General features: G+C 67.5%; 26 protein-coding genes and 1 pseudogene. 20 read left to right on the forward strand and 7 right to left on the reverse strand.

The features are described from left to right. Window positions 1-4 precede the first annotated feature (4 nt). Window positions 5-1231 carry a DUF692 domain-containing protein gene (locus tag ACNQVK_RS29045; RefSeq protein ID WP_418032283.1) on the forward strand — a complete coding sequence of 409 codons (1227 nt, stop codon included), beginning with the start codon at window positions 5-7 and terminating at the stop codon, window positions 1229-1231. On the opposite strand, the gene ACNQVK_RS29050 is transcribed toward ACNQVK_RS29045, so the two are convergent. After that, window positions 1207-2160 (reverse strand): helix-turn-helix transcriptional regulator, encoded by a 954-nt coding sequence (locus ACNQVK_RS29050; RefSeq protein ID WP_418032284.1) that lies wholly within the window; start codon window positions 2158-2160, stop codon window positions 1207-1209. The genes ACNQVK_RS29045 and ACNQVK_RS29050 overlap by 25 nt on opposite strands. On the opposite strand from ACNQVK_RS29050, the gene ACNQVK_RS29055 reads away from it, so the two are divergent. Both ACNQVK_RS29055 and ACNQVK_RS29060 read left to right on the forward strand, forming a co-directional pair. Beyond that, entirely contained in the window at window positions 2159-2935 is a 777-nt protein-coding gene (locus tag ACNQVK_RS29055) for an SDR family NAD(P)-dependent oxidoreductase (protein WP_418032285.1), read from the forward strand. The two genes, ACNQVK_RS29050 and ACNQVK_RS29055, sit on opposite strands and share 2 nt — an antisense overlap. 76 nt (window positions 2936-3011) lie before the next feature. After that, the gene (locus ACNQVK_RS29060; protein ID WP_418032286.1) at window positions 3012-4031 is read left to right on the forward strand and encodes a hypothetical protein; all 1020 of its coding nucleotides are present in this window, start codon (window positions 3012-3014) and stop codon (window positions 4029-4031) included. Between the two features lie 14 nt (window positions 4032-4045). On the opposite strand, the gene ACNQVK_RS29065 is transcribed toward ACNQVK_RS29060, so the two are convergent. From ACNQVK_RS29065 to ACNQVK_RS29075, 3 genes are all read right to left on the reverse strand, one after another. Further along, window positions 4046-5599, reverse strand: a complete 1554-nt coding sequence (locus ACNQVK_RS29065) for an APC family permease (RefSeq protein ID WP_418032287.1) — start codon at window positions 5597-5599, stop codon at window positions 4046-4048. Further along, a complete protein-coding gene (locus ACNQVK_RS29070; protein WP_418034404.1) occupies window positions 5596-6489 on the reverse strand; it encodes a universal stress protein in 894 nt (297 codons plus the stop codon). Before ACNQVK_RS29070 ends, ACNQVK_RS29065 begins: the two co-directional genes overlap by 4 nt. Window positions 6490-6604: 115 nt before the next feature. Further along, entirely contained in the window at window positions 6605-7474 is an 870-nt protein-coding gene (locus tag ACNQVK_RS29075; protein ID WP_418032288.1) for a MaoC/PaaZ C-terminal domain-containing protein, read from the reverse strand. Window positions 7475-7543: 69 nt separating this feature from the next. Here ACNQVK_RS29075 and ACNQVK_RS29080 point away from each other — a divergent pair, with 69 nt between their 5' ends. Further along, window positions 7544-9571: an SDR family oxidoreductase gene (locus tag ACNQVK_RS29080; protein WP_418032289.1), complete on the forward strand. Its 2028-nt coding sequence runs from the start codon at window positions 7544-7546 to the stop codon at window positions 9569-9571. A 23-nt stretch (window positions 9572-9594) separates the two neighbouring features. Here ACNQVK_RS29080 and ACNQVK_RS29085 read toward each other — a convergent pair whose 3' ends face one another. Continuing rightward, window positions 9595-10212, reverse strand: coding sequence for a TetR/AcrR family transcriptional regulator (locus ACNQVK_RS29085; protein WP_418032290.1), 618 nt, complete (start codon window positions 10210-10212; stop codon window positions 9595-9597). Between the two features lie 51 nt (window positions 10213-10263). On the opposite strand from ACNQVK_RS29085, the gene ACNQVK_RS29090 reads away from it, so the two are divergent. From ACNQVK_RS29090 to ACNQVK_RS29100, 3 genes are read left to right on the forward strand one after another with little or no spacing between them, the layout of a single operon-like run. Beyond that, entirely contained in the window at window positions 10264-10437 is a 174-nt protein-coding gene (locus ACNQVK_RS29090; RefSeq protein ID WP_418032291.1) for an SDR family NAD(P)-dependent oxidoreductase, read from the forward strand. Between the two features lie 42 nt (window positions 10438-10479). Further along, the gene (locus ACNQVK_RS29095; RefSeq protein WP_418032292.1) at window positions 10480-10797 is read left to right on the forward strand and encodes a DMT family transporter; all 318 of its coding nucleotides are present in this window, start codon (window positions 10480-10482) and stop codon (window positions 10795-10797) included. Between the two features lie 26 nt (window positions 10798-10823). Beyond that, entirely contained in the window at window positions 10824-11864 is a 1041-nt protein-coding gene (locus tag ACNQVK_RS29100; protein WP_418032293.1) for a nucleoside hydrolase, read from the forward strand. A 14-nt stretch (window positions 11865-11878) separates the two neighbouring features. On the opposite strand, the gene ACNQVK_RS29105 is transcribed toward ACNQVK_RS29100, so the two are convergent. Next, window positions 11879-13432, reverse strand: coding sequence for a DNA polymerase Y family protein (locus ACNQVK_RS29105; RefSeq protein ID WP_418034406.1), 1554 nt, complete (start codon window positions 13430-13432; stop codon window positions 11879-11881). A gap of 39 nt (window positions 13433-13471) precedes the next feature. Beyond that, window positions 13472-14178 (reverse strand): annotated as a pseudogene (locus ACNQVK_RS29110) (hypothetical protein). A 291-nt stretch (window positions 14179-14469) separates the two neighbouring features. Between ACNQVK_RS29110 and ACNQVK_RS29115 the strand changes: the two are divergent. From ACNQVK_RS29115 to ACNQVK_RS29175, 13 genes are all read left to right on the forward strand, one after another. Then, the gene (locus ACNQVK_RS29115; protein WP_418032294.1) at window positions 14470-14766 is read left to right on the forward strand and encodes a hypothetical protein; all 297 of its coding nucleotides are present in this window, start codon (window positions 14470-14472) and stop codon (window positions 14764-14766) included. A 275-nt stretch (window positions 14767-15041) separates the two neighbouring features. Continuing rightward, entirely contained in the window at window positions 15042-15329 is a 288-nt protein-coding gene (locus ACNQVK_RS29120; RefSeq protein ID WP_276126643.1) for a hypothetical protein, read from the forward strand. A 31-nt stretch (window positions 15330-15360) separates the two neighbouring features. After that, entirely contained in the window at window positions 15361-16992 is a 1632-nt protein-coding gene (locus tag ACNQVK_RS29125; RefSeq protein ID WP_418032295.1) for a S53 family peptidase, read from the forward strand. Further along, window positions 16989-17660 (forward strand): hypothetical protein, encoded by a 672-nt coding sequence (locus ACNQVK_RS29130; RefSeq protein ID WP_418032296.1) that lies wholly within the window; start codon window positions 16989-16991, stop codon window positions 17658-17660. Before ACNQVK_RS29125 ends, ACNQVK_RS29130 begins: the two co-directional genes overlap by 4 nt. Then, window positions 17612-18196: a zinc ribbon domain-containing protein gene (locus ACNQVK_RS29135; protein WP_418032297.1), complete on the forward strand. Its 585-nt coding sequence runs from the start codon at window positions 17612-17614 to the stop codon at window positions 18194-18196. Before ACNQVK_RS29130 ends, ACNQVK_RS29135 begins: the two co-directional genes overlap by 49 nt. Then, window positions 18193-18912 carry a hypothetical protein gene (locus tag ACNQVK_RS29140; RefSeq protein WP_418032298.1) on the forward strand — a complete coding sequence of 240 codons (720 nt, stop codon included), beginning with the start codon at window positions 18193-18195 and terminating at the stop codon, window positions 18910-18912. Before ACNQVK_RS29135 ends, ACNQVK_RS29140 begins: the two co-directional genes overlap by 4 nt. Before the next feature lie 142 nt (window positions 18913-19054). After that, window positions 19055-19336: a hypothetical protein gene (locus ACNQVK_RS29145; protein ID WP_418032299.1), complete on the forward strand. Its 282-nt coding sequence runs from the start codon at window positions 19055-19057 to the stop codon at window positions 19334-19336. A gap of 42 nt (window positions 19337-19378) precedes the next feature. Further along, window positions 19379-21190 (forward strand): zinc ribbon domain-containing protein, encoded by a 1812-nt coding sequence (locus ACNQVK_RS29150; RefSeq protein WP_418032300.1) that lies wholly within the window; start codon window positions 19379-19381, stop codon window positions 21188-21190. Window positions 21191-21293: 103 nt separating this feature from the next. Beyond that, window positions 21294-22292 (forward strand): alpha/beta hydrolase, encoded by a 999-nt coding sequence (locus tag ACNQVK_RS29155; protein ID WP_418032301.1) that lies wholly within the window; start codon window positions 21294-21296, stop codon window positions 22290-22292. Next, window positions 22289-23143, forward strand: coding sequence for an SDR family NAD(P)-dependent oxidoreductase (locus ACNQVK_RS29160; protein WP_409550393.1), 855 nt, complete (start codon window positions 22289-22291; stop codon window positions 23141-23143). The genes ACNQVK_RS29155 and ACNQVK_RS29160 overlap by 4 nt, the downstream gene beginning before the upstream one ends. Continuing rightward, window positions 23143-24063, forward strand: a complete 921-nt coding sequence (locus ACNQVK_RS29165; RefSeq protein ID WP_409550392.1) for a ferritin-like domain-containing protein — start codon at window positions 23143-23145, stop codon at window positions 24061-24063. The genes ACNQVK_RS29160 and ACNQVK_RS29165 overlap by 1 nt, the downstream gene beginning before the upstream one ends. Before the next feature lies 1 nt (window position 24064). Continuing rightward, complete coding sequence (locus ACNQVK_RS29170) at window positions 24065-25558, forward strand: flavin-containing monooxygenase (RefSeq protein ID WP_418032302.1); 1494 nt, start codon at window positions 24065-24067, stop codon at window positions 25556-25558. After that, entirely contained in the window at window positions 25558-26478 is a 921-nt protein-coding gene (locus ACNQVK_RS29175; RefSeq protein ID WP_418032303.1) for a MerR family transcriptional regulator, read from the forward strand. Before ACNQVK_RS29170 ends, ACNQVK_RS29175 begins: the two co-directional genes overlap by 1 nt.

Below are 26478 nucleotides of genomic sequence, written 5' to 3' on the forward strand. Positions count from 1 at the left end.
GTCGATGTCGCGGCTCGATCTCGGCGTCGGCGTCATCGCCACCACCGGACTGGATTTGGTCTGGAGTGAAGTGGCCGACCTCGTCGACGTGGTCGAGGTCGAGCCGCAGACGATGTGGACACCACGACAAACCAGCTGGGACATCAACGAGCCCGCGTTCGACTGGGTCGAGAGCCGAGACCGTCCCATCCTGGTGCACGGGGTGGGCTTCCCGGTCGGCGGCTGCACAGCCCCGGACCCGGCCGGGGTGGCACTGGCCGCCCGCTGCGCCGAACGGCTCGGGGCCACGCACTGGAGCGAACACCTGTCGTTCAACCAGGTACGTCACGCGGGGCACGACCTCGACGCCGGATTCCTCCTGCCGCCGGCGCAGACCCCGGCCGGAGTCGACGCGGCCGTCGAACACATCGCGAGCTACCAAACCTGTTCAGAGCGGCCATTTCTCATCGAGACCGGAGTCAACTATCTGCGGCCGCGCCCGGGAGAGCTGGCCGACGGCAGCTTCATCGCCGAGATCGCCGAGCGGGCCGACTGCGGCATCCTGCTCGACCTGCACAACCTGCTGGCCAACGAACGCAACGGACGCCAACCCGTCGAGGACATCCTCGACACCCTGCCGCTGGACCGGGTGCTGGAGATCCACGTCGCCGGCGGCTTCGAGCTGGACGGCTACTACCTCGATGCCCACATCGGCGGTCCGGATCTGGAGCTGCTGTCCCTGCTGGCTGCCACGATCCCGCGGCTGCCGCAACTGCGCGCGGTGGTGTTCGAAGCAGTACCCACGTCGATGGTGTCGCTCGGTGCGGCCGGCCTGCGGGCGATCCTGCAGGCACTGCATCGCATCTGCGACGGCACGCCCGTCGAGCAGCCGTTTCGCACCGCTGCGGCAGCGCCCCGAGCGCCCATCGGCCCCCGCGCCGATCACGACCTGACCGGGACCCGGGAGTGGGAGCGACGGCTGGCGGCGTACACGGCACGCGCGAGCGCCGAGCCGCCCACCGACGATCCGGCCATGCAGTTGTTGCGCGGGTTGGCCGACCGGGCCCGGCTCGGCCAACTCACCCTGGCTCGTCCCGATCTGCTGCGCACCCTGATCGAGACCCGCGGACCGGACCAGACCGAACGAATCCTGGAGTCGTATCTCGACGCATCTCCGCCATCGCGCTGGGCGGCCGACGAGGGCCGGCAGTTCACCGAGTGGCTGGCTCAGCCCGGGATGTCCATCCGCTGAGTGCCCAGAACGGCAAGCAGGCGCATCGCCTCCTCCGAGGGCGAGCCCGGTTCCGGGGTGTAGATGATGACGCGTTGGTCGCGGTCGGCGATATCGAGCGTGTCGCAGTTGACCGAGACCGGGCCGACCGTCGGATGCGCGAACGTCTTACACAAGGTGGGCTGGGCGACCAGATCACGGGCATCCCACAGCTGAGCGAACTCATCGCTACCAGAACGCAATTCGGCGATCAGGTCCGCGGTTTCGGGATCATCGGGGTATCGCGCGGCGGTCGCACGCAGGTGCTGGGCGGCGGTATGGGAGAACTCCTCGGCATCGGACACGCCGTACAGACGTCGGCCATCGTCCGGATGCGGACCGAGAAACGCCCGTCGCACCAGATTTCGGTCCCGGCGCGACAACGCCGAGAAATCCTCCATCAGCGCACAGGCCAGGTCGTTCCAGGCGAGCACCTCATACGTCGCGGACACCACGATCGCGGCGGCCTGCGGCAGTCGTCGCAGCAGATCCAGGATGCTCTGCCGGACCACCCGCGGCGGACCTGTCGGCCCTTTCAGTTCGACCCCGGCCAACACGTACAGGTGGGCCCGCTCGACATCGGACAGCCGCAGCGCCCGAACCAGACCCGACAGCACCTCGCCCGACGGGTGCGGCGCACGGGCCTGCTCCAGGCGCGTGTAGTACTCGGTGGAGATGAAGGCCAGGTGCGCGACCTCGTCGCGGCGCAGCCCCGGGGTACGGCGCCGCGGACCGGCCGGCAGGCCCACCTCGGCGGGACTGATCCGCTCGCGCCTGCTGCGCAGGAACGCACCGAGCTCTCGCTTGTCCACGGGTCCATTCTCCCGGCCGTCGCCGAACCGCGCCGCCTCACAGCCTGGTACCACCGATACCTGGATGCGGTGCGCGACCCGGCGCAGGCTCGTCGTCATGACTTCTCCGACGAAGGCCGGTCTGTTGGACGGCAAGATCGCATTCATCTCCGGCGCGGGACGCGGCATCGGCGCCGCCGCCGCGCGGCTGTTCGCCGCCGAAGGGGCGAGCGTCCTGCTGGCGGCCAGGACCGAGACACAGCTCAAGACGGTCACCGACGACATCCGGGCGGCCGGCGGCACCGCCGAGTACGTGGTCTGCGATCTGGCCGACGGCGACAGCGTGCGGGCCGCCGTGGAGCGCACCGTCGAACTCTGGGGCCGTCTCGATGTCGCCTTCAACAACGGCGCGACGATCCAACCGCCGGGCCCGCTCGACGAGGTGACCGAGGACGACTTCGACCACGTCTACCGCGTCAACCTCAAAGGGGTGTGGCTGGCGTTGAGCGCGGAGGTCGCCGCGATCCGCGCCACCGCGAAAACCGGTGCGATCGTTAACAATTCCAGCATCGGCAGCTTTCACAGCAACCCGGAGCTGCCGGCCTACGGCGCCATGAAGCGGGCCGTCAACAGCCTCACCGAATCGGCCGCGGTCACCTACGGCCCCGAAGGCATCCGGATCAACGGCGTGGCGCCCGGTCCGACGTTGACCGACATGATCCAGGAGTGGGATGACGCCAGTCCCGGAGTCCTCGACAGTCTCATCGCCGACACCCCGCTGCGACGTGGGGCGCAGCCCGCCGAGATCGCCGAGGCCGCGGCCTGGCTGTGCAGCGACCGGGCCTCCTTCGTCACCGGTGCGACGTTGCGGGTCGACGGCGGCAAGTGGGTGTAGGTCACCTCGTGATGCCGATCACGCCGCGGCCCCCTACGATTCCCGTGGGCTGGGGATCGGCTGTGAAAGGACGGCAATGGCGTCAACGAGGTACATCGGCTACGTCGGAGGTGTCGCGGTAGCGGCGGGAGTAGGGGCGGCGATCGCCGTGGCCGGCCAGGGCACCGCTCACGCCGATTCGGCGGACGGGGCCTCCAAGGACTCGACCAGCAGCACATCGCAGCACGTCAACGCCGGGCCCAAGCGCGGTGCGACCAAGACCGGTGACACCAAGCGGGCCAAGCCCCTGTCCACGTTCAAGGACAGCGTCAAGGACAACATCGACAAGCAGGCCGACAAGATCGAGAAGGCGGCCGCACACGTCACCAAGGCCGTCCAGGACGCCAAGCCCGCCAAGCCGGTGTCGGCCAAGCTCACGCCGAAGCCCAGTGCCAAGGAGTTCGAGGCCGAGCAGGTCACAAAGCTCAAGGACTTGTTCACCCCCAAGCAGGCCGCGGCTCCCAAGCCCGCGCCCGTGGTGGAGGACAAGCCGGAGACCGAGTCCGTCGCGCTGCCGAAGAGCAAGACCTTGGCCACCCCGAAGGTCGGCGCGGTGCAGACCCAGGCCGATACCCCTGAGGCACAGGCGGATACACCGTGGAACCCCAACCCGTTCCGGGCCGATGATCCGGAGCCGACGGATCTCCCCGAGGCGATCATGAATCTCCGGAACGCACTGATGGATGCGTCACCCGATGAACTCGATCCCTTCGTGCGTGAGGCGACCGAGCAGATCTACCGGGGCAGCCAGATCGTGCCGTGGGTGAACGCGGTGATTCCGATCAGCAAGATTCTGCCCAGCCTGGCGCCTGCGCTGGGAAGCGGACCGGAGGCCCTGGACGCCCGGCAGACGATCATCAACGAGCTGATCAAGACCACCCCGCCCGGTTCGGCGGTGTACTACGGCTACGACATCGTCGCCGACTTGATCAACCTGGAAGAGCCGGGCGCTGCCCTCAAGGTCCAGGCGGTGGCAACGGTGTGGGATCTCCTCGATCCGTTCGAGCTGGCACACAACAAGGGCAACTCCGGGATCGGCGGCGCGGCCGGAAGCTGATCACGTAGTCGGGCCTACTCGACGAGCGACGGTGTGTCGCGCCGCAATGTCTCGCCCCTGAAGAAGGTCGGACTGACCGAGCGCCAGACGAACATGAGCACGACGCCGAGCAGCAGGATGCCGAAGCCCATGAAGAACACCAGCCCGATACCGCCGATCGCGGCGCCGCTGCCGTTCTCCGGGTCCATGCTCTCCTTGATCGCCAGGACGAACACCCAGGCCAGCACCAGGCCGCCGATCAACGGGAACAGGAACTTGAACAGCACGTTGTGAATGCTGGCGAACAACTCCCCGCGGAAGTACCAGACGCAGGCGAACGCGGTGATGCCGTAATACCAGCAGATCATGATGCCAAGGGCGGCAATGGTATCCAGTAGCGCACTCTCGGACAGCAGACTCACCACCGTGTAGAACACCCCGGTGACCACGCCGGCCACGACGGTAGCGAAGGTGGGCACCAGATAACGCGGGCTGACCTCGGCGAACCTGGGCGGGAACGCCTTGTAGGCCCCCATCGCCAGCATGGCCCGCGCGGCGGGCAGGAAAGTGGTCTGCAGGCTCGCCACCGACGAGGCCAGGATCGCCAGGAACAGCAGCGGTCCGGCATAGGTGCCCAGCACCGGGTCGGCCAGCGCGGCGAAGACGTTCTCCGCGTTGTCGGGATTGCCCAGGCCCAGATCGGTTTCACCGACACCGGCGTACATCATCACCGCCACCGCGATGAGCAGATACGTCGCCAGGATGGACAGCACGCACAACAGGCCGGCCCACGGCACCTTCGTCGGGTCCTTGGATTCCTCCCCCAGCGTCAGGCAGGTGTCCCAGCCCCAGAACGCGAATATCGACCCGGTCACACCAACGGCGAAGACGCCGAAGGTAAGTCCGGTGAGTGGATTGAACCAGTCCAGGTCGAAGGACAGCCCGGCCGGAGCGTCGCCGCGACCCACATGCACCAACGCCATCACCGCGAACGCCAGCAGTACCACCATCTGGAACCCGACCAGCACGTACTGCACCCGTTCACTGGTGGTGATACCGCGGCTGGCGATAGCGGTGGCAATGGCGAGGAACACCAGTGTGGTGAGGATGTTGATGGCCTTGTTGTCGGCGAGCTCGGCGATCGAGTGGTGGTTGGTGATCCGGGCGATGAACAGGTAGAAGAACTCGACTGCGATGGCGGCCAGGTTGGACAGCACGATGATCGAGGCCATCACCATGCCCCACCCGCACATCCAGCCGACGTATGGGCCAAATGCCTTGGTGGACCACGTGAACGACGCGCCGCAGTCGGGTGCGCGCGAATTCAGTTCGCGATAGGCATAGGCAGTCAGGAACATCGGGATGAACCCGGCGATGAAGATCGCCGGCATCTTCAGTCCGACGGCTGCGACGATCAACCCGATGCTCGCGGTCAGTGTGTACCCGGGTGCCACACACGAAATCCCAAGGATCGCACCCGAGAACGTACCGACCTTGCCCGCGGCGAGCCCCTTGGAGACCAGCCCGCCGGCCTGCTCGGCCGCCTCGAGTTTCTGATGGGCCGCGGATTCCGATGCGGACTCGGTCATGAGTGGTCCTCGCCGTCTTTCAGTTCATCCCGGGGCACAACCACCATGGGCACGTCCAGCACCCGCAGCATCTTGGCCGCGGTGGAACCGAGGAAGATCCGCCGCGGTGCGCTGAGCCGGCTGGATCCGACCATGATGACGTCGCCTTCGTCCCAGCCCAGCTGCTCGACCGCGGCCTCGACGCTGGGCCCGTTCACGATCGTCGAGGTCACCGGAAAGTCGGCAGGCAGTTCATCTCTGGCAGCCTCCAGCGTCCGTTCCGCGTGCGCGAGCGCATGGGCTCGGACCGCCTCGTCGTCGCCGCGAAGCGAACCGAAGGTCGGATCGAGCGCGACCAGCGACACCAGCCGCAGCGGGATGCCCGCGGCCCGACTGGCCCGTACCGCGGTGGCGAGCAACAGATCCGAACCCTGGCGTTGGCCGATGGCACAGGTGATTTCGTGCACCCGCTCGATCTTCGAGTCGCGGGTTCCGCGCGGCGCCACCGCGACCGGAACGGGCGAGGAGTGCAGCAGTTCGTTGACCACCGATCCCAGTGAGTAGCTGCCGACCAGTCCCCCGCCGGCACCGCCGACCACGACGGCGATCGCCTGCAACCGCAGCGCTTCGCGGATCAAGCCGTCGGCGAACGACTCGTCGAAGCTCAGATGCGGGTGTGCCACAACGTCGTCGGGCACCAGCGCCAGGGCGTCGTCCAACCAGCCCTGCGCCTGCTCGGCCAGCACTTCCTCGTAGCCGCCGCCTTTGGGCACGGTGCCCGGCGGCGCGGTGTCCGGCGGTAGCACGATGCAGATGTTGATCTGGGCGTCCAGGGTTCGGGCGAACCGGACTGCCAAGGCCAACGCATCAGCGCCACCGGGAGTGGCCAGATATCCAACGACCAGGTTCACCTGCGTCATCTGCCACCACCCATCCCGGCACCGCGCCGTGCGACTGTAGTGGGTCGATCCTGTCAACCCACCACGCGACGTGCAGGGGTTCTACGAAATTGCCGGACCGGCTGGATCACTGCGCATACTCGGCGGCGCCGTCCTCGAGGACGAGCCGGGCATCGGCACCGTCGGGCCCACTGGCCTCGGTGCGGAACACGGCCCGTCCCGGTTCGGTACGCCAGATCGACGTCGTCAGCGTCTCGCCCGGGAACACCGGCGAACTGAACCGCGCCGCCACCGCATGAACCTTCGTGGCGTCACCGCCGCCGAGCTCGGCGACCAGCGCTCGCCCGGCCACACCGTAGGTGCACAGCCCGTGCAGAATCGGCTTCGGGAAACCGGCGAGGTTCTGCGCGAACCACGGATCGCTGTGCAGCGGGTTGCGGTCCCCGGAGAGCCGGTAGATCAGCGCCTGATCCTCGCGGGTCGGCAGCACCACCTGGGCGTCGGGTTCGCGGTCGGGAATCTGCGGCGCCTCGGGGCGCTGCCCGGGCTGGCCGCCGAATCCGCCTTCGCCCCGAATCACCACGGTGGTAAGGGTTTCCGCGACGACCTCGCCGCTGGCCGGATCGGAACCGATGCCCTTGAGCATGACCACCGCGTTCTTGCCCTCACCCTTGTCCTGGATGTCGGCGACCTCGGAGACCACGGTCAGCTTGCCGGACGGCGGCAGCGGCCGGTGCAGCCGGATCTCCTGGGAGCCGTGCAGCAGCATGCTGAAGTTGAAGGTGCCGATCTTGAGTGCCGCCGGGAACGCCGAGCACGCGATCACCGCATACGTCGGCAGCACCTGCTGTTCGATCTCGTGGCTGTTCTCGGTGGTGAAGGCAAGGTCATCGGTGCCCGCGCCGACGCCGATGGCGTACAGCAGGGTGTCGCGGTCGGTCCATGCGAACGGAATCGGATCGGTCGTCTCGCCAATGGCGTCCGGATTGAGAGGCATGCGTGCCGACGATAGTTGAGTCGACCGCCCTTGTTGACGTTTGCCCGATCTAGGGCCACGATGGCTCGCATGCGTTATGTCGTTACCGGCGGTACCGGGTTTATTGGCCGCCGAGTGATCACCCGGATTCTGTCCCGCGATCCCGGCGCCGAGGTGTGGGTGCTGGTGCGCCGTGGATCGCTGACGCGGTTCGAGCGGCTCGCCCAAGAGTGGGACGAGCGGGTGAAACCGCTGGTCGGCGACCTGACCGCGGCCGACCTCGGCTTGAGCGACACCGATATCGCCGAGCTGGGTGACATCGCGCACGTCGTGCACTGTGCGGCCATCTACGACATGACCGTCGGCGAATCCGAGCAACGGGCCGCCAACGTGGACGGCACCCGTTCGGTGATCGAGCTGACCCGACGCCTGGACGCCACGTTGCACCACGTGTCCTCGATCGCGGTGGCCGGAAACCATCGGGGCGTGTTCACCGAGGCCGATTTCGACGTCGCACAGGATCTGCCGACGCCGTATCACCAGACCAAGTTCGAGGCCGAACTGCTGGTGCGCTCGGCACCGGGCCTGCGCTACCGGGTGTACCGCCCGGCGGTCGTGGTCGGCGATTCGCAGACCGGTGAGATGGACAAGATCGACGGCCCGTACTACTTCTTCGGCGTACTGGCCCGGCTGGCCGGCCTGCCCAAGCTCACGCCGATGATGCTGCCCGACAGCGGCCGCACCAACGTCGTCCCGGTGGACTTCGTTGTTGAAGCGGTCGTTCATTTGATGCACGTCGAGGGCAAGGACGGCGAGACGTTCCACCTCACCGCGCCGGAGACCATCGGGCTGCGCGAGATCTACCGCGGGGTCGCCGCCGAGGCAGGGCTGCCACCGCTGCGCGGATCGCTGCCGCGGGCCACCGCGGCACCGGTGCTGCGGGCACGGGGACGGGTCAAGGCGGTGCGCAACATCGTCGCCACCCAGCTGGGTATCCCCGGCGACGTGCTCGACGTGGTCGAGTTGCGGCCGACCTTCACCGCGGACAACACCACCGCCGCGCTGCGCGGCACCGGGATCGCGGTTCCCGAATTCTCTTCGTACGCACCGAAACTCTGGCGGTACTGGGCCCAGCACCTCGATCCGGACCGGGCACGGCGCGACGACCCGTCCGGCCCCCTGGTCGGCAGGCACGTCATCATCACCGGCGCCTCCAGCGGCATCGGCCGGGCCTCGGCCATCGCCGTCGCCGAACGCGGCGGCTGCGTTTTCGCCCTGGCGCGCAATGGCGACGCGCTCGACGGCCTGGTCGACGAGATCCGCGCGGCCGGCGGTCAGGCCTACGCATTCACCTGTGACGTCACCGATTCGGCGTCGGTCGAGCACACGGTCAAGGACATCCTCGGCCGGTTCGGCCACGTCGACTACCTGGTGAACAACGCCGGCCGGTCCATCCGGCGCTCCGTGGTGAATTCGACGGACCGGTTGCACGACTACGAGCGGGTGATGGCGGTCAACTACTTCGGCTCGGTCCGGATGGTGCTGGCGCTGCTGCCGCACTGGCGCGAACGCCGGTTCGGCCATGTGGTCAACGTGTCGAGCGCCGGTGTACAGGCCAACAGCCCGAAGTACAGCGCCTACCTACCGACCAAGGCCGCACTGGACGCGTTCTCCGAGGTGGTCGGCACCGAGACCCTGTCGGATCACATCACCTTCACCAATATCCATATGCCGCTGGTGAAGACGCCGATGATCGCACCCTCGCGCAAACTGAACCCGGTGCCCCCGATCTCCGCCGAGCACGCCGCGGCCATGGTGGTGCGCGGTCTGGTGGAAAAGCCGGCCCGGATCGACACCCCGCTGGGCACCATGGCCGATTTCGGTACCTATCTGACCCCGAAACTGTCCCGCCGCGTTCTGCATCAGCTGTATCTGGGCTACCCGGACTCAGCGGCCGCGCGCGGGCTGGACGGCGACGGCGCCGACCGGCCCGACGGCGGTGAGGCACAACGACGCCCGAAGCGCCCGGTCCGCAGCACCCGCAACATTCGGGTCCCGCGCGCGGTGGCGCGCCCGGTCAAGCGGGCGGTGCGGTTGGTGCCAGGGGTGCACTGGTAGGTCGGATCGCGACGGCCGCGCGCTCACCCAACAGCGTTGTCCCAGGCCATCATTGCCAGGTCCACCGTCGCATCCATGTCGGCGCGGGAAGCACCGTCCCTGGCCTGGATGGAAAGTCCGTACAGCACCGTGATCATGAACGAGGCCAGGCGCTGCGCGTCGAGATCCTGGGGTAGCTCGCCGTCGGCGATCCCGCCGCGGATCCGGGCCAGTAGCCGCGCACGATCCTCGCCGCGGCAGGTCCTGAGCAGGTCACGCATCACCTCGGTTTCGGCCGAGTAGGCGATGGCGGCGAGCACGATCAGGCAGCCCGGCGGAGTCGACGGATCGGCATAGTCGCGCACGTTGTCACGCAGCATGGCCTCGACGGCATCCCGCACCGGACCGGGCCGCTGCAGCGCGATCGTGGTCGGTGAACGGTCTGGTGCGTTGTAGTACGCCACCGCTTCGCGAAACAGGTCCTCCTTGGAGCCGAACGTGGCGTACAGGCTCGGGGCATTGAGGCCCATCGCCGCCGTCAGGTCGCTGACCCGGGTGCCCTCGTAGCCGCGCTCCCAGAACACGTCCAGTGCCGCCTGTAGCGCGGTGTCCCTGTCGAAGGCACGTGGCCGGCCGCGGCGTGCGGTGGGTTGACGGGGCATACGGACAGTCTATATTTGTAGTATCTATTACAAAATGGATTGGAGCCACGTATGGCGTTGAAGGCATTGACATCCAAGGCCGCACTCATCACCGGTGGCAGCCGCGGAATCGGTGCGGCAATCGCGCGCCGCCTCGCGGCCGAAGGCGCCGAGATGAAGCCGGCCGACAGTCCCGAGGCCATCGCCGATCTCCCGAACATTCCGCTGGGAACGGCACGACCCTGACCGTCGACGGCGGCTACAACGCCTGACGCCCGGGAGGCAACGATGTCGTGGGTTCTGCTGGTCCTCGCCGGACTGCTGGAGATCATCTGGGCGCTGGCCATCAAACAGTCCGAGGGCTTCACCCGACTGTGGCCGAGCGTGCTGTGCGTGATCGCCGCGGTGGTCAGCTTCGTGATCCTGGCCCTGGTGGTCAAACACCTTCCGGTGGGCACGGCGTACGCGGTGTGGGCCGGAATCGGCGCGGTCGGGGTCACCATTGCCGGCGTGGCGCTGTTCGGTGATGCGCTGACACCGCTGCGGGTGACATTCATCGCGTTGATCGTGGTGGGCTTGGTCGGCCTGCGATTTGTTGAGCAGTGAGCCCGCCCACGCCTAAGGTTGGCGACGTGACGTCGCTACCCGTGTTCGCCGATGTCGATACCGGTGTCGACGACGCCATGGCGCTGGCATATCTGCTCGCCAGCCCCGAAGCCGAGTTGGTCGGCATCGCCTCGACCGCGGGAAACGTTCCGGTACAACAGGTCTGCGCCAACAATCTGGGCCTGCTGGAACTGTGCGGAGTGACGGGCGTACCGGTCTCCAAGGGAGCCGAGCAGCCGCTGAGCGCACCATTGCGCACCGCCGAGGACACCCACGGGCCACAGGGCCTGGGATACGCGCAGCTGCCCGAGACCGACCGGCTGCTGACCGCACACGATGCCGCCGAGGCCTGGGTGCGCGCTGCACGTGCGTATCCGGGTGAATTGATCGGGCTGGCCACCGGCCCCCTGACCAATCTGGCCCTGGCCATGCGCGCCGAGCCCACCCTGCCCAAGCTGCTGCGCCGGCTGGTCATCATGGGCGGGGCCTTCGACTACCGGGGCAACACCACGCCTGTGTCGGAGTGGAACATCAGTGTGGATCCCGAGTCCGCCGCCGAGGTATTCGGCGGCTGGACCGCCGCCTGGGGTCTCGACGACGCGACACATGTACCGATCGTGCTGGGCCTCAACCTCACCGAGAACATCGCGATGACGCCCGCGCTGCTGAACCGGCTGGCGGCCGCGGCCGGATCGCCGTCGGCGCCGATGAGCGTGCTCGACGAACGGGGCACGCGGTCGACGGCGGACAATCCGTTGATCCGCGTCCTCGAGGACTCCATGCGGTTCTACTTCGAGTTCCACTTCGACACCGGCGACGGATACCTGGCGCACCTGCACGATCCCCTCGCCGCCGCGGTCGCGCTGGACCCGGAATTGGTGAATTGCCGGGAAACCACGGTCGATGTCGAACTGAGGGGCACCCTGACCCGCGGCATGACAGTGGCCGACTGGCGTGGACACTGGGGCCGCCCGCCCAATGCGCTCATCGGCACGGAGGTCGACCCGACGGCGTTCTTCGACCGGTTCATCGGCCGGGTCGGGGAGTTCGCGCAACGTCTGAGCTGAGGGCACCAGCGCCCTCATTCATAGGCGCCCTCCAGATACCACCGGCGCTGCCGGTAGCACAGCAACAGAGCCTGATCTCCCCCACCGTCCCTCTCGTCGCGGCCCAGCAGCACCTGGACCCGCGCGGTGCGTCCGGCCCCTCGGTTCTCCGGATCCCACCACCGCTCATCGACCGGCCACGGTCCCGCCCACCAGCGCAGCCTGCCGTCACGGCGGCCGGCGCCGGCAAGCTGCGCCGGATCGGCCGAGAACAACCCGCGGCTGGTGACCCGAACCAGGTTTCCTTGTACGTCAAGAAGTTCCACCGGATCATCGAGCAGTACGGTCGGCGAGGGTTCGGGCAATTGGCCGGGCCACGGCTGTCGCGGATCGGCTCGCGGTACCGGCTCATCTCCCAACGGAGTGAAGGTGATGCGTTCGGCGGGCCCGCGGCCGCCGCTGAGCACCGGCACCTGCACCGCTTCCTGGCCGAGCAGGCCCTGGACCCGCAGCAGCGCACGCCGGGCCCGCAGCCGGTCCTCTTCCCCGACCCCGCCCCACAGCGGCAACTGCAGCGCCGCGGCCGAGACCACCTCCACCGGGCGCAGGCGCAGCACCGTCACCGGGGCGGTGGGCCGCTCAGAGGTACGCCGGTTCAGCCAGCCGTCCAGCTGCCAACGCACCCGGTCGGCGGTGGCATCCTCGGTCAGCGGTTCGGCACACCGCCAGACCCGTTCCAGTTCTTCACCATTGGCGGTGACGGCATGGATGGCCAACCGGGTACAGCCCACCCCGGCCGCCTCCAGATGACGATGCAGATCACTGGCCAGTGACCGTCCCGCGAAGGCCGCGGCATCCACCCGTTCGATCGGCGGGTCGCAGTTCATCACCGCATCGAGTTCGGTGGCCGGATCCCGCCCGGAGGGGCCCCGGTCCGGTTCCCCACAGGCGAACCGGTGCGCCGTCACCGCATCGGCCCCGAACCGGGAGGCGACATCGGTGCGGGACAACTCGGCGAACTGCCCCAGAGTTCGGATACCCATCCGCCACAACAGGTCTGCCAGGTCCTCGCGGCCGGGAGCGGCCAAGGCCGGTTCGGTGGCCAACTGCCGGATCGACAACCCGGAGAGAAACCGGGCGTCATTCCCGGGTTCGACGATGCAACCCGCCCGAGCGGCGAAGACCGCGGTGGAAAGTTGATCGGCGATACCGACCTGACATTCGGCCCCCGCCGCTGCGACGGCATCGATCAGTCGTTCGGCCGCAACCGGTTCGGACCCGAAGTACCGCGCCGCACCCCGCACCGAGAGCACCAACAGTCCCGGACGCAGCACCTCGGCGCGCGGCACCAAATCGTCGACGGCAAGCGTCACGTTCTCGAAATGGCGGGCGTCCCTGGCCGGATCGGCGGTGACGACGTGCAGTTGCGGGCACCGGGCCTGCGCCTCGCGACGCCGCAGTCCGCGCCGGACCCCGGCCGCACGTGCGGACGCCGAGCAGGCGATCACCCGGTTGGCCAGGGTGACCGCGACCGGCACCGTCGACGTCAATCCTGCCGCCGTCGCCGCGGCCACCGCCGGCCAATCCATACACCAGAGGGCCAGCACCCTGGATTCCACGGGCACGAGCTATCCGCCTACCGCGCCGGCCGATCCGGTGCCCCGCTCCCGGGCACGCATGGCCAGCCGGACCCGGCTGATCCGGCCGCGCCCGGGCATCGGGGTGTCCCGGCCCGCGCCGGCCACCTCATAGCCGGAGACCCGGGCCTCCAGCCGGGCCGACGCGCCCTGCCAGTCACCATCGGTGATCAGCAGGGTGCAGCCTTCTGCCGGGCCCGTGCCACCATCACCCGGGCCCGGCTCGGCGGTACCGAACGTCCGCCCAGTCCGAGCACCACCAGATCCATCCCGTCCATCAGCACCGAGGCCACCTCGACGGGGTCGGCACCCGGGTCGGGGATCACTGCGAGCCGGCTCAGATCGGCGCCCATCTCCACCGCGGCCAACAGTCCGACATCGGGTTGGCCGACGATCACCGCATGCCCACCCGAGGCCGTCACCGCCGCCACCATGCCCAGCGACAGCGACCGGGCACCCGAGGCCACCGCGACGGACCCCCGCGGCAGCATCGTCGGCAGGCCTTCCGGCAACGTCTCAACCAGCGTTTCAGGCTCCGCCAGCAAAGATTTCCGAGCCGGAATCACCGCCGCGGCCCGGGGCATGCCGCGATGCGCCTGGCCAACCCTCCCCGATACCGAGGCAATCTTGCGCCGAAGGTGTTCTACCTGTTCGGAGCGGGTGAGCCGGTGTAAATCGAGCTCCGCCGCAACAGTCACAACAACACCTCCCGCACCATCTGTTCGCTATCGCTTTCGAATGTATGTTCGATGGCTCGAGTAAACACCTACCCCCCGACAGCGTCAAGCCGCGGCCACCGGTGACCACCAGGCAAGGCAGGGCAGGCAGGAGCAGTTCTGCGGCAGCGTGAACTCTGGGTTAGAGTTCGCCCCACCAGAACCCGCTTCGGGATGGGACTGGTCGCCATTTGCGTTGCGAATAGCGGGAATCCGCAGTGATTCACCGAAGGCCAGGTTCTGTAAAGCACGGGGGACAGTGAGGACACCATCATGAAGTCTGGGCAGTTGACTCGTCGGCTCACCATCATCGCGGGCGGTGCGGCAGTCATCGGGATGATCTCGTTCACCGCCGCGTGCGGTACCGAGGAGAAGAAGGGTCCCGAGACCACCACACCGACCACCACCACGACGACGACGACCACCACGCCGGCCACCCCCGCCCCGCCGCCCACGGTCGAGCCGACCGAGAAGTCGATCAACCCCACCGGCGGCAACCTGTTCACCCCCGGCGTGAAGGCACCGTCGGCACCGACGGCCATCCCCGGCAACCGGTCGAACACCGGGTAGACCGCTGTTTGGACGACTTGCCGGACCTGGCGAAACATGCCCGGCAAGTAACGTCGTCCCGCTATCCCCAGGAAAGCCATCGGCAGGCCCACCCTGATAGGCGGTGCCTGCAGCAAATGGCTCTGCAACCTCGCGGACCTTAAGTTAGAGTTCGGTTCACCAGAACCCGCTTCGGGATGGGACTGGCCACGACTTGCGTTACTGGTTGTGGGAATCCGCAGTGATTCACCGAAGGCCAGGTTCTGTAAAGCACGGGGGACAGTGAGGACACCATCATGAAGTCTGGGCAGTTGACTCGTCGGCTCACCATCATCGCGGGCGGTGCGGCAGTCATCGGGATGATCTCGTTCACCGCCGCGTGCGGTACCGAGGAGAAGAAGGGTCCCGAGACCACCACACCGACCACCACCACGACGACGACGACGACCACCACGCCGGCCACCCCCGCCCCGCCGCCCACGGTCGAGCCGACCGAGAAGTCGATCAACCCCACCGGCGGCAACCTGTTCACCCCCGGCGTGAAGGCACCCCCGGCCCCGACCGCGATCCCCGGCGACAACTAGCCGCGGAGCGCAGAAAGTCGGTCGTTCTCCAGTGGCCGGGAAGAGCATCGCCCCCGGGCGGGCATTACTGGCGCTGATCCTGTTCAGCGCCCTGCTGGTCTCCGACCTGCGAACCAGCCCGTCCACGGGCAATTGGGCGTACGGACCCACCCAGATCACGGGTCCGTACGCCCAACTACTTTCTGCCTCAACCGATCTCGGGCCAGCCGACCGCGGCTCGGCACAGTTGACCATGACGCTGCACGGCACCACCCGGCCTGCTGCGCTGTTCGGGTGGGCCGAGCAACGCTCACTGTCGATCCGGTGGCGGCCCGGTGATGCCTGGGCGATCGCCGAGGGCCAATCTGCCGCGATGGCATCCGCTTTCGGGGTGGACATCCATGACTACCGGGGCCGCCGAGGTCAGGAGTTCTACGCCTCACCACAGCAGCCGTCGGTACCCGAGCCGCTGGCCGGGGAGGTCTCCGAGGTCGGCCGCATCCTGGGTTACACGCCCTACCGGATGTCGCTGCCGGACCTACGGAACCTGCCCACCGATGTTCCGGACCAAGGGCTGACACCGCAGGCGGTGCTCAACACCTACAACCTTTCCGGCCTGGCGAAGCAGGGATTCACCGGCAAGGGCACGACCATCGTGTTCTTCGCGTTCGACGGTTTCGACCAGGCCGATCTGGACACGTTCGCCGCCACATTCGGCCTGCCCGAGTTCACCCCGACAGTGGTCGGCGGCCAACCGAGCGCACCTCGTGGTGAGACCACCATGGACCTACAGGTCGCCCATGCCGTCGCCCCCGATGCGCAGAAGGTCGTGGTCAACGCCAGGCCGACAGTGCAGGGTGACGGTGCCTACGAGAAGATCGGGAAGATGCTGGAGTCCGCGGACCAGCAGTTCCCCGGCGCGGTGTGGAGCTTCTCGATCGGCTGGGGCTGCGACAAGCTGATCACCGCTGCCGATCTCGCCCCCGTCCGCTCCGCACTGGCCACCGCACACACCCACGGCACCACGGCATTCAACGCCAGCGGCGACCTCGCCGGCCTGGAATGCAAAGGCGGACAAGACTGGTCGTCCGCACCCGGTAAGGACGACATCGGCCTCGACTCGGTGGCCTCCCTTCCGGAGATCACCGACGTCGGCGGCACGACACTGTCCACCGACGCCGACGGCGACTGGCTGGCCGAGCAGGCCTGGTTCGACGTTCCGCTGTCGCAGGGCACCGGCGGCGGCGTGTCCGCACTGTTCGACCGCCCGGACTGGCAGAAGGGGCTGTCCGCCCCCGGCAGCACCGAAGCCGGCGGCGAGCAGAAGCGGCTGACTCCTGACATCTCCGCCGTCGCCGACCCGTTCACCGGAGTGAAAATCGTTCTGAACGGCCAGGTTCTGGTCGGGGGCGGGACCTCGCAGTCCGCACCGCTGTGGGCCGCGATGGCCGCGGTGATGAATCAGTACCTGATCGCCAACGGTGGCCGCGCGCTCGGCGATTTCAATCCGCTGCTGTACCGCATCGCCAGAGGAGCACCGCTGCCTGCGTTCCGCGACGTCACCCTCGGCGGCAACGCGGTGGCCAGCGCCGCACCCGGCTACGACCTGGTGACCGGGCTGGGCACACCTGACGTGGAAAATCTCGCCAAGAACCTTCTCGTCCTGCAGAAGGCGAACCGATGACCGATACGCCTGACGACACCGACGTCCCCACCACCGAATGCCGCGTCTGCAAGATCGACGTGCCGGACGGCAAGTACTGCGGCCTGTGCGGGGTACCGATCGAAAAGGAGCGAGGAGACGGACCGGAATGGTTGCGCCTCAGCGCATCCTGCGTCGCCCCCGATGAGCACCTGCTACGCCCGTCGATCGCCAGCTCGCTTTTCCCCCACCTGTCGCACCAGTCCCGCATGCCGTTCCGCATCGCGATGCTGGGCCTGCTGGCCGGGTTGGTGGCGTGTGCGCTGTTGCGGCTGCCCGCGGCCCTGATCGCGGTTGCCGCACTCGGGCTTCCATTGCTGTTCCTGCTGTACCTCTATGAGTCCGACGCGTTCCGCGATCTGCACCGCGTCAATCTGGCGGTGGCCATCGTGCTGGGAGTCGCGCTGGGCGTGGGCTGGGTGCTTCTCACCGGCCACGCCATGGCCAAGTCCTATGGCGTCCCACTCGGTGTGGGAGTGACCGGATCCCGGATGGTGCGCAACGGCTTGGGCATTCCGCTGGGTGGCGCGGTCCTGATGCTGGTACCTGCCGTCGTGGTCCGGCTGCTGCGCCGGCGAGCCGGGAATCGTTGGACGGCTTCATGGTCGGCGCTCTCGGTGCGACGGCATTCACCGCGGCGGCCACCCTGACCCGGCTGGCACCCCAGCTCACCACCGGAATGGTGGCCCGTAACCGCCCGATGTCCGGGCTGATCGTCGAAGCCGGAATCCGCGGTGTCGCCGTACCTTTGACCGCAGCGGCCATCGGCGGCCTGATCGGCGCGGCGTTGTGGTTCACCCGCCCCGCCACCAAGGCCGACAAACATGTCGGCTACGTCCGGCTGGTGATGTTCTCCTGCGCGTTCGCGGTGCTGATCATCTACACCGCGCTGGGCCTTGTCGATGTTGCGCGGATCCCCCAGTGGATCCAGCTGGCGGTGCACATCGGGGTTGCGCTGCTGGCGATCTTGGCGCTGCGCGTCGGTCTGCATCTGGCGCTGCTGCACGAAGCACAGGACGAGATCGCCTCAGACCAACCCATCTTCTGCCCACGCTGCGGTCACGTCGTGCCCGACATGTCGTTCTGCCCCCACTGCGGTGCGGCCACCCACGCATCGTCACGCACATCCCGGGCAGAACGCCGGGAACACCGCCCGGTACGTGATCCGGGAGCCGGCGCCGGATGAGCACGTTCTTTCCCGGCTACGCGGTACCCATTTCCACGGGCGGGACCCGAGCCGTCCGCGGAACCTCGGCCCTGAAGCTGCTGGCGATCCTGGGCACCGGAATCGCCCTGGTGGCCGGTGCATTGGTCTGGGTCTCCCATGCCACGAGCAAGTCCCCGGCCCGCTACATGTGCCCACCCGACTGTGGGCGGCCACCGACCGGGCAGGCGGTGGCGATCAATCCGGTGTTCACCGCCCCTGACGGGAGCTTCTCGGTCTCCTATCCGGTGGCTTCCTCGGCATACAAGGTCACCACCAACCCGGCCGGCGTCACCGCCGAATTCCAGGCCGGTGACGGCGGCATGCTGCAGTTGTTCAGTGAGCCGGCAGGCGGACGCAGCGCCGAGGACATCGCCAATTCCCTGGTCAAAAAGACCTTTCCGGACACCAAGACCGCCTACAACATCCCGAATGCGATGGTCGGTTATCACCCGGGATTCGGACTGGTCGCCGACTGCTGGCCCCAGGGCGCCACAAGTAACTACATGCGGATGCGGGTCCTGGTGTTGGTCGCAGTGAAAGACGACCTCGCCCTTGTCGCATCGGCCGTCGGACCCTACCGGGAGTTCGGCCCCGGCTCCGGCGCCAGTAAACCCTCGGGCGCGAACCTGCAGTTGGCGCTGGACATGGGCAAATATGTCAACAGCTTCCGCTGGCGCGGAGATCCCGACCGCTGAACCAGCTTTTCGATAGGGTGCCGCCGCCGATCGAAAACTCACAATTGACGCCCACGCCGGGCCGCGCCGGGTTAGAGTTTGCTGGCAATCCGATTCGGGCGCTGTTCCCGAATCGCCAGGCGGGGGACAGTTAGGACTAATCATGAGGTCACGCCCATCAACTCGTCGCCTCGCGGCCGCCGCGGCTTCGGTCGCGATCGTCGGAATGGTCGGGCTCAGCGCTTGCGGTACGGGCGAAAAGGCGCCCGAGACCACGAGCCCCACCCCGACCACCACAACGACGACCACGACGGCACCGCCGCCCGCGGAGCCCACCGAGAAGCAGGTCACTCCCGGTGGTGCCAACAGATTCACACCCACCCACGTGGAACCGGCGGCGCCGCCCACCGGGCGACACGGGATCGGCAGCCCCCACCGGCAATAGCACCGTCGGATACCGGCCGTTGACCGTGCGGCCACCCACGCCATGAGCACCGGAACCGGCTCCGACGACACCTTGCCCACCCTCGAATGCCGGGTGTGCCGGGCCGAGGTTCCGGCGGGCACATTCTGCGGCCGATGCGGTGCACATCTGGATCCGCGGCGAGATGGGCCCGGGTGGTTGCGGATCCGCGCGTACTGCGCAGGCCGCGAGCACCTGCTGCGGCCGTCGGTGGTCAGTTCGCTGTTCCCCCAACTGCCGCAGCATTCGCGCGCACCGTTCCGGCTGGCGATAGTGGTTCTGGTGGTCGCCGTGGCCGCGTGTGCCCTGCTGCGACTGCCGGCGGCGATGAACGCGCTCGCCGCTTTCGGGGTGCCGCTGCTGTTCGTCGCATACGTAAGCAGATCGGTTGTCTTCCAAGATGTTCCGGTGCGCACGATGCTGCTGACCGCCATCCTGGGCGCCGGCCTGGGGGCGGCCTGGACCCTGCTGACGGCAACCGCGGTGGCCCGCGAGTACGACATGCCGATGGGTGTCGACATCCCGCAGTTCCGGATCATGCGCGACGGCCTCGGTGTCCCGCTCGGCGCGATGTTGCTGATGCTCATCCCGGCGGTGGCGATCCGCCTGTTCGCCCCGCGACCACGAAAATCGCTGGGCGGCTTTGCCATCGGCGCCCTGAGCGCGCTGGCGTTCACCGCGGCCGCCACGCTGAGCCGGCTGGCTCCACAGTTCGACGACGGGATCGTGGACCACGACCGGCCATTGAGCGGGCTGTTGGTACAGGCCGGTATCCAGGCGGTGGCGGTGCCCTTGACCGCTGGGGCCGCCGGAGCTCTCATCGGTATCGCCTTGTGGTTCACCCCGGCGCCGGACAACCCGCGGCAGAACCCGAAGACCGTACGTAAGGCAGTGGCATTGACGGCCGCAACCGTCCCCGCCTGCTATGCGATTCTCGGGCTGATCGACGTCGCGCCGGTGTCTCAGATACTGGTGTTGGCAGTGCATCTGGCCGTGACGGCGCTGGCGATGCTCGCGCTGCGAGTCGGGCTGCAGCTCGCGTTACTCTACGAAACCCCCGACGCCGCCGTTCATTCAGACGGATCGCTGGTGTGCCCACAATGCGAACACACCGTTCCCGATATGAGGTTCTGCCCGGACTGTGGCGTCGCGATCCGCGCGTTGTCGCCACCGGCGCATCGGGTCGGCGACCGCCGGCTGCTGGAGGCGTGGGGTGCGGGTGTTGCGTTGTTGGCTGCGGCCCTCGTCGGGGTGTCCGCATTGGCCAGCCCCGCCCCCGCACGTTACGTGTGCCCGCCGGACTGCGGCCGTCCGCCGACGTTCGAGCCGGTGGCGACGAATCCCCACTTCACCGCCCCGGATGGCGGGTTCTCGGTCGCCTATCCGGCCACCGGTGCCGCCTACACGGTCACCACCGCCGATAACGGGGTGACGGCAGATCTTCTGGTCGGAGACGGCGGCACCATGCAACTCATCAGCGAGCCCGCAGCCGGAAGGACACCGAAGGAGATCGCCACGGCCCTGATCGAGGACACCTACCCCGACGCCGACATGGACTATGAGATCCCGAATGCCATGGTCGGCTACCGACCCGGGTACGGGATGGTCCTCGACAGCTGGCCGCAGAACGCCACCGGCGACTACATGCGGTTACGCGTGGTGATTCTCGCGGCGGTGAAGAACGACCTGGCGCTGATCGCCGTCGCGACCGGCCCGTATCACGCGTACGGCCCCGATTTCGGCCCCGGCATTCCGTCCGGCGCCAACTTGGATCTCGCACTGGATATGGGCAAGTACGTCAACAGTTTTCGTTGGCGCGGAGACCCCGCGCGCTGAGCCTCGGCCGGTCTGAGCTGGATGCAACCATCATCAATTGGTGACATTGACAAATGTCATCAATTGCTGGTGTACTCCAGACACGCTTCAATGAGGAGGCCCCATGTCCGGAACCACCGGAATTCACCCGGCCCGACGCGGATCCGTGCGGTCCCGCAGCGCGTCCAAAGTCAGCAGCCTCACCCTGCGCCAGGTCAGTGCGGCTCTGCCGCCGGATACCGGATGGGGACTGTGGACCTCACGCAGGCTGATCGCGCGGATCATGGCCACCTTCGGTCCATCGTTGTCGGGCACCCGTGTCGAACGCGTCGACGTGCGGATGGCCGACGGCAGACGCGTCGTGGGCGAATGGGTGCGCGGCCCCGGGGTGACCGAAGGCGAACGTGCCATCTACTACCTCCACGGCAGCGGATTCGCGCTGTGCTCGCCGCGGACGCACCGGCGGCTCACCGCTTGGCTGTCGCGTCTGACCGGACTGCCCGTGTTCTGCATCGACTATCGGCTGGCTCCCGAACACCGGTTCCCCGCCGCCGCCAACGATGTCCGTGCCGGCTGGGATTGGTTGTGCACCGAACGCGGCCTCCGTCCGGACCACATCGTGATGGCCGGCGATTCCGCGGGAGGGCACCTGGCCGTGGATATGCTCCTGCAGACCGACGTCGCGCACCCGGCCGGACTGGTGCTGTTCTCGCCGCTGATCGACCTGACCTTCACCCTCGCCCGCACCCGCGAGAGCCTGCAGCCCGACCCGGCGATTCGCGTCGCCGACGCGGCTCGACTCATCGAGTTGTATTGCGGGAAAGTGGATGTCAGCCATCCTCGGCTGAACCTGGACGTCGCGGGCGGGCGACAGTTACCGCGCACCCTGATCCAGGCCGGCGGCGTCGAGATGTTGCTCGCCGATGCCCGCTCGCTCGACGCGGACATCCGCGCCGCGGGCGGCCATGCCGAACTGCAGGTGTGGCCCGATCAGGTACACGTCTTCCAGGCCTTGCCCCGGCTCAGTCCGGAAGCCGTCCCAGCCATGCAACAAGCGGCAGGCTTCATCTCGGAATCCCTGCGCTCCAACACCAATCAGAAGACCGTCGAGGTGGCCGGATGAACATCTTCGGATCGGGCCGCAAGCGCAGCCGGCATGCCGACGCCGTCGTCACCGGCGCGGGCAGCGGTATCGGCGCCGCCTTCGCACGCGAGCTGGCCTCCCGCGGCGGCCGGGTGGTGTGCAGCGACATCGACGAGGCCGCGGCCCGCGTCACCGCCGAAGCCATCGTCGCCGACGGCGGACAGGCCACGGCGGTGCGCTGTGACGTCTCACGGATCGACGAGGTCACCCACCTCGCCGAGGCCGCGCAAACCTGGTTCGACGGGCCGCCCTCCCTGGTCGTCAACAACGCGGGCGTCGGCGCGGGCGGCCGGCCGATCGGAGAGGTCCCCCTCGACGACTGGAACTGGGTGCTCGGCATCAACCTATGGGGGCCGATTCATGGCTGCCACGTGTTCACGCCCATTCTGCGTGCCGCAGAAGGTGATCAGCCCCGCGGCATCATCAACGTGGCGTCCGCGGCCGCCTTCGGCGCGGCTCCGGGAATGGCCGCCTACAACGTCAGCAAGGCCGGGACACTGTCGCTGTCGGAGACCCTGGCCGCCGAGCTGGCCGGCACCGGCATCAACGTCACGGTGCTGTGCCCCACGTTCGTCAAGACCAACATCGTCGAAGCCGGCCGGATCACAGCCCAATCGACCCAGCTGGCCGACCGGCTGATGCGCTGGACCGGGTTCTCCCCCGAACGGGTCGCCCGGATGTGTCTGGATACCAACGACCGTGGCGGCCTGTACTGCATGCCGCAGCCCGATGCCCGGATCGGCTGGGGCATCAAGCGACTCACCCCGACCGTGTACACCCGCGCCGTCGGCTTGACCACCCGCATCACCAGTTCTGAGGAGGTTTCGTAATGGCCATGGATATGGAACGAATGCTGGCGAAGATCAAGGACCGCCAGTGGGCGCTTGCCGACATCGACTGGGACGCACCGGGCGCAGAGACCATCACCGACGAGATGCGGCCCAAGCTCAAGGCTTTCATGGCCGACCTGTGCTGGATCGAGAACGTCGGTGCGCGTGGATTCGCCGCGTTGGCCAAGAAGGCGCCGACCCCGACCATCGCCGAGATCTACCGCTACTTCCACGCCGAAGAGCAGCGGCACGCCAATGCCGAACTGGCGCTGATGAAGCGCTGGGGCATGCTCGAGGACGGCGAGATGCCTGAACCTAACGTCAACATCAGGTTGGCCATCGAGTGGCTCGACACCTTCTCCGACAACATGTCGCTGTCGGTACTCGGCACCGTCATCCCGATGCTCGAGGTGGCTCTCGACGGAGCATTGCTGAAGTTCCTGCTCGAAGAGGTCGACGACCCGGTCTGTCATCAGGTCTTCGAGAAGATCAACAACGACGAATCCCGCCATATCGCCGTCGATTTCGAAGTGCTCAACATGATCGGCAATTCCACCGCGCGGAGACTCGCGGTCGAATTCGTCGGCAATGTGGCGTCGCCAGGAGTGATCATCGGCACGTTGATGTACGTACCGTTGCTCAACCGGATGCGGAACAACATCGTCGACATGGGCCTGCAACCGGAGAAGCTGTACAAGGCGATGATGCGCTTCAAGGAGATCGGCGGCCGCGGTGAGTACACCTGGCGGGTACCGACCTATCAGCTGCTCAAGCTGCACGGCCGCATGGTCACCAACCCGCGCCACCCCTACCACTGGATCGCCAATCCCATGGTGTGGGCCTCGGACCGCTATCCGAAGACACTGCTGCGGCCGATACCCAGCTGGTTCAAAGAGCTGACCCACGAGCCGGCGGCCTGAGATGGCGAATCGGACCTACGACACGCTGATCGTCGGTGCCGGGTTCACCGGCATCGGCACCGCCATCAAACTCATCGAGGCCGGAATCGACGACTTCGTCATCCTGGACCGTTCGGACCGCGTCGGCGGGACATGGCGCGACAACACCTATCCCGGTGCAGCATGCGATATTCCGTCGCTGCTGTACTCGTTCTCGTTCGTCAAGAACCCGGACTGGTCGCGGGCCTACTCCCCGGCCGGCGAGATCCGTCAGCACATCGAGGGCATGGTGGACTCGTTCGACCTGCGCCGCCGGATCCAGTTCGGTGTCGAGGTCAACGGTCTGTCGTTCGACGAAGCCGAAGGCGTCTGGACGGTCAACACCACCGGCCGCAAGCGTTTTCGGGCGCGGACCGTGGTACTGGCCTCCGGTCCCCTACCCGACCACAAGTGGCCCGACATCCGCGGACTGGACACCTACGAGGGCCACAAGATCCACAGCGCGAACTGGGACCACGACTATGACTTCACCGGCAAGCGCGTCGCCGTCATCGGCACCGGGGCCAGCGCCGTGCAGATCATCCCGGAGCTGGTCAAGACCGCAGGCTTCGTCAAGGTGTTCCAACGTACCCCGGGCTGGGTGATCCCACGGCTGGATATCGCCACTCCCCCTGCGGCGCGCACCCTGTTCGCGAAAGTGCCTGCCGTACAACAGTTCGCCCGCCAAGTCCTGTTCTGGGGCCATGAGGCCAGCGCGACGGCGATGGTGTGGGACACCCCGCTGACGGGACTTGTGGCGCGGCTCGGCAAGGCACATCTGCGCCGGCAGGTTTCCGATCCGTGGCTGCGCAGGCAGCTGACCCCGGATTTCACTCCGGGCTGCAAGCGGATGCTGGTCTCCAGCGATTACTACCCGGCGCTGCAGCGCGACAACTGCAAGCTGATCGACTGGCCGATCGCCACGATGAGCCCGGTGGGCATCCGCACCAGCGACGGCATCGAACACCACCTCGACGCGATCGTGTTCGCCACCGGCTTCGATGTTCATCTCACCGGCCCGCCCTACCCGGTCACCGGTCTCGGCGGCCGGTCCCTGGCCGACGAATGGACGGGCGGCGCCCAGGCGTACAAGAGCATCAACGTCCACGGGTACCCCAACCTGTTCCTGATGACCGGACCCAACTCCGGTCCGGGACACAACTCGCTGCTCGTCTACGTCGAGGGCCAGATCGACTACACCGTCACCGGCATCAGCACGATCCTGCGGAAGAACCTTCGCTACCTCGACGTTCGCGCCGAAGTTCAGGGGCGGCACAACGCCCGCCTGCAACAGCGACTGACGAAAACCACCTGGATGTCGGGGTGCAGCAGCTGGTATCTGACCGCGGACGGATTCAACGCGTCGATGTATCCCGGAACCGCCACCCAGTATCTTCGACAGATGCGGGATTTCCGGCTCGGCGACTACGACGTGGCAGCACGCGACGAACGCGTCGCGATCAGCTCCTCGGCCTGATGGCGGGCAAGCAGCCCCGGCAGTCCGCCGGCGCCATCTCGACGATCCTCACCGGTCTGCGCCGGGCACCACGGCAGATCCGGCGCGGATCGCGCGATGTCATCGAGACGGCGGTGTCCCAGCTCTTCGACGCCGCCGTCCAGCCGCACGGCGCCGCGGCCTCCGGCGAGTACCGGATCGAGGAGCTCGCGCGGCTGGCTGACACGACCACCCGCAACATCCGGGTGTATCGCGACCGGGGATTGCTGCACCCACCGCTGCGGGTCGGCCGGATCGCGTTGTTCAACGACACGCATCTGACCCGGCTGCGGTTGATCACCTCGATGCTGGACCGGGGCTACAACATCGCGCATGTCCACGAGATGCTCAGCGCCTGGGAACAGGGCAAGGACATCGGTGATGTGCTTGGCCTGGAGGATGCCATCGCGGGCAACTGGGCGACAGAGAAACCCGAGCGGATGCCGCTCGCCGATGCCAAGCGCCTGGTCGACGACGATGCCGGGTTCGCCCGGCTGGTCGGCAACGGCGTGATCAAGCTCGAGAAGACGTCCGATGAGGCAATCATCGTGCGGCCCAAGCTGATCGAGGCGTTCAATGAGGTCCGGCGGTACGGCGTGCCGATCGACACGCTGATCAACGTGCACGAGCAGGTGGTGCCGCTCCTGGATCAGATCAGCTCGATCCTGGTGCAGGCCGGGGTGGATCAGGTGTCGGAGAAGATCAAGCCCGGCGAGTCTCTGCCCGCGGACACCGAAGTGGCCGAACTGATCACGATGCTGATCCAATTCCGGACGCAGGCCGTCTCCGCGGTGAGCGCGACACTGGCCGCCTCGATCGAGTCGACCATCGAATCGGTCGTCAGTCAGATGTTGACCGAGTACATCGAGAAGGCGGCCACGCCCGAGGCCACGGCCGACTAG

Origin of the sequence: Mycobacterium sp. 134 (assembly GCF_048282715.1) — a bacterium.
Classification (GTDB): Bacteria; Actinomycetota; Actinomycetes; order Mycobacteriales; family Mycobacteriaceae; genus Mycobacterium; species Mycobacterium septicum.

Bases quoted from the DNA above. Each gene is read 5' to 3' on its own strand.
- ACNQVK_RS29060 (WP_418032286.1), top strand. From the start codon at position 3,012: ATGGCGTCAACGAGGTACATCGGCTACGTCGGAGGTGTCGCGGTAGCG.
- ACNQVK_RS29080 (WP_418032289.1), top strand. From the start codon at position 7,544: ATGCGTTATGTCGTTACCGGCGGTACCGGGTTTATTGGCCGCCGAGTG.
- ACNQVK_RS29170 (WP_418032302.1), top strand. From the start codon at position 24,065: ATGGCGAATCGGACCTACGACACGCTGATCGTCGGTGCCGGGTTCACC.
- ACNQVK_RS29105 (WP_418034406.1), bottom strand. From the start codon at position 13,432: ATGGATTGGCCGGCGGTGGCCGCGGCGACGGCGGCAGGATTGACGTCG.
- ACNQVK_RS29150 (WP_418032300.1), top strand. From the start codon at position 19,379: ATGAGCACCGGAACCGGCTCCGACGACACCTTGCCCACCCTCGAATGC.
- ACNQVK_RS29145 (WP_418032299.1), top strand. From the start codon at position 19,055: ATGAGGTCACGCCCATCAACTCGTCGCCTCGCGGCCGCCGCGGCTTCG.
- ACNQVK_RS29120 (WP_276126643.1), top strand. From the start codon at position 15,042: ATGAAGTCTGGGCAGTTGACTCGTCGGCTCACCATCATCGCGGGCGGT.
- ACNQVK_RS29155 (WP_418032301.1), top strand. From the start codon at position 21,294: ATGTCCGGAACCACCGGAATTCACCCGGCCCGACGCGGATCCGTGCGG.
- ACNQVK_RS29085 (WP_418032290.1), bottom strand. From the start codon at position 10,212: ATGCCCCGTCAACCCACCGCACGCCGCGGCCGGCCACGTGCCTTCGAC.
- ACNQVK_RS29165 (WP_409550392.1), top strand. From the start codon at position 23,143: ATGGCCATGGATATGGAACGAATGCTGGCGAAGATCAAGGACCGCCAG.
- ACNQVK_RS29160 (WP_409550393.1), top strand. From the start codon at position 22,289: ATGAACATCTTCGGATCGGGCCGCAAGCGCAGCCGGCATGCCGACGCC.
- ACNQVK_RS29095 (WP_418032292.1), top strand. From the start codon at position 10,480: ATGTCGTGGGTTCTGCTGGTCCTCGCCGGACTGCTGGAGATCATCTGG.
- ACNQVK_RS29140 (WP_418032298.1), top strand. From the start codon at position 18,193: ATGAGCACGTTCTTTCCCGGCTACGCGGTACCCATTTCCACGGGCGGG.
- ACNQVK_RS29050 (WP_418032284.1), bottom strand. From the start codon at position 2,160: ATGACGACGAGCCTGCGCCGGGTCGCGCACCGCATCCAGGTATCGGTG.
- ACNQVK_RS29065 (WP_418032287.1), bottom strand. From the start codon at position 5,599: ATGACCGAGTCCGCATCGGAATCCGCGGCCCATCAGAAACTCGAGGCG.
- ACNQVK_RS29115 (WP_418032294.1), top strand. From the start codon at position 14,470: ATGAAGTCTGGGCAGTTGACTCGTCGGCTCACCATCATCGCGGGCGGT.
- ACNQVK_RS29045 (WP_418032283.1), top strand. From the start codon at position 5: ATGTCGCGGCTCGATCTCGGCGTCGGCGTCATCGCCACCACCGGACTG.
- ACNQVK_RS29130 (WP_418032296.1), top strand. From the start codon at position 16,989: ATGACCGATACGCCTGACGACACCGACGTCCCCACCACCGAATGCCGC.
- ACNQVK_RS29055 (WP_418032285.1), top strand. From the start codon at position 2,159: ATGACTTCTCCGACGAAGGCCGGTCTGTTGGACGGCAAGATCGCATTC.
- ACNQVK_RS29075 (WP_418032288.1), bottom strand. From the start codon at position 7,474: ATGCCTCTCAATCCGGACGCCATTGGCGAGACGACCGATCCGATTCCG.
- ACNQVK_RS29175 (WP_418032303.1), top strand. From the start codon at position 25,558: ATGGCGGGCAAGCAGCCCCGGCAGTCCGCCGGCGCCATCTCGACGATC.
- ACNQVK_RS29090 (WP_418032291.1), top strand. From the start codon at position 10,264: ATGGCGTTGAAGGCATTGACATCCAAGGCCGCACTCATCACCGGTGGC.
- ACNQVK_RS29135 (WP_418032297.1), top strand. From the start codon at position 17,612: ATGGTCGGCGCTCTCGGTGCGACGGCATTCACCGCGGCGGCCACCCTG.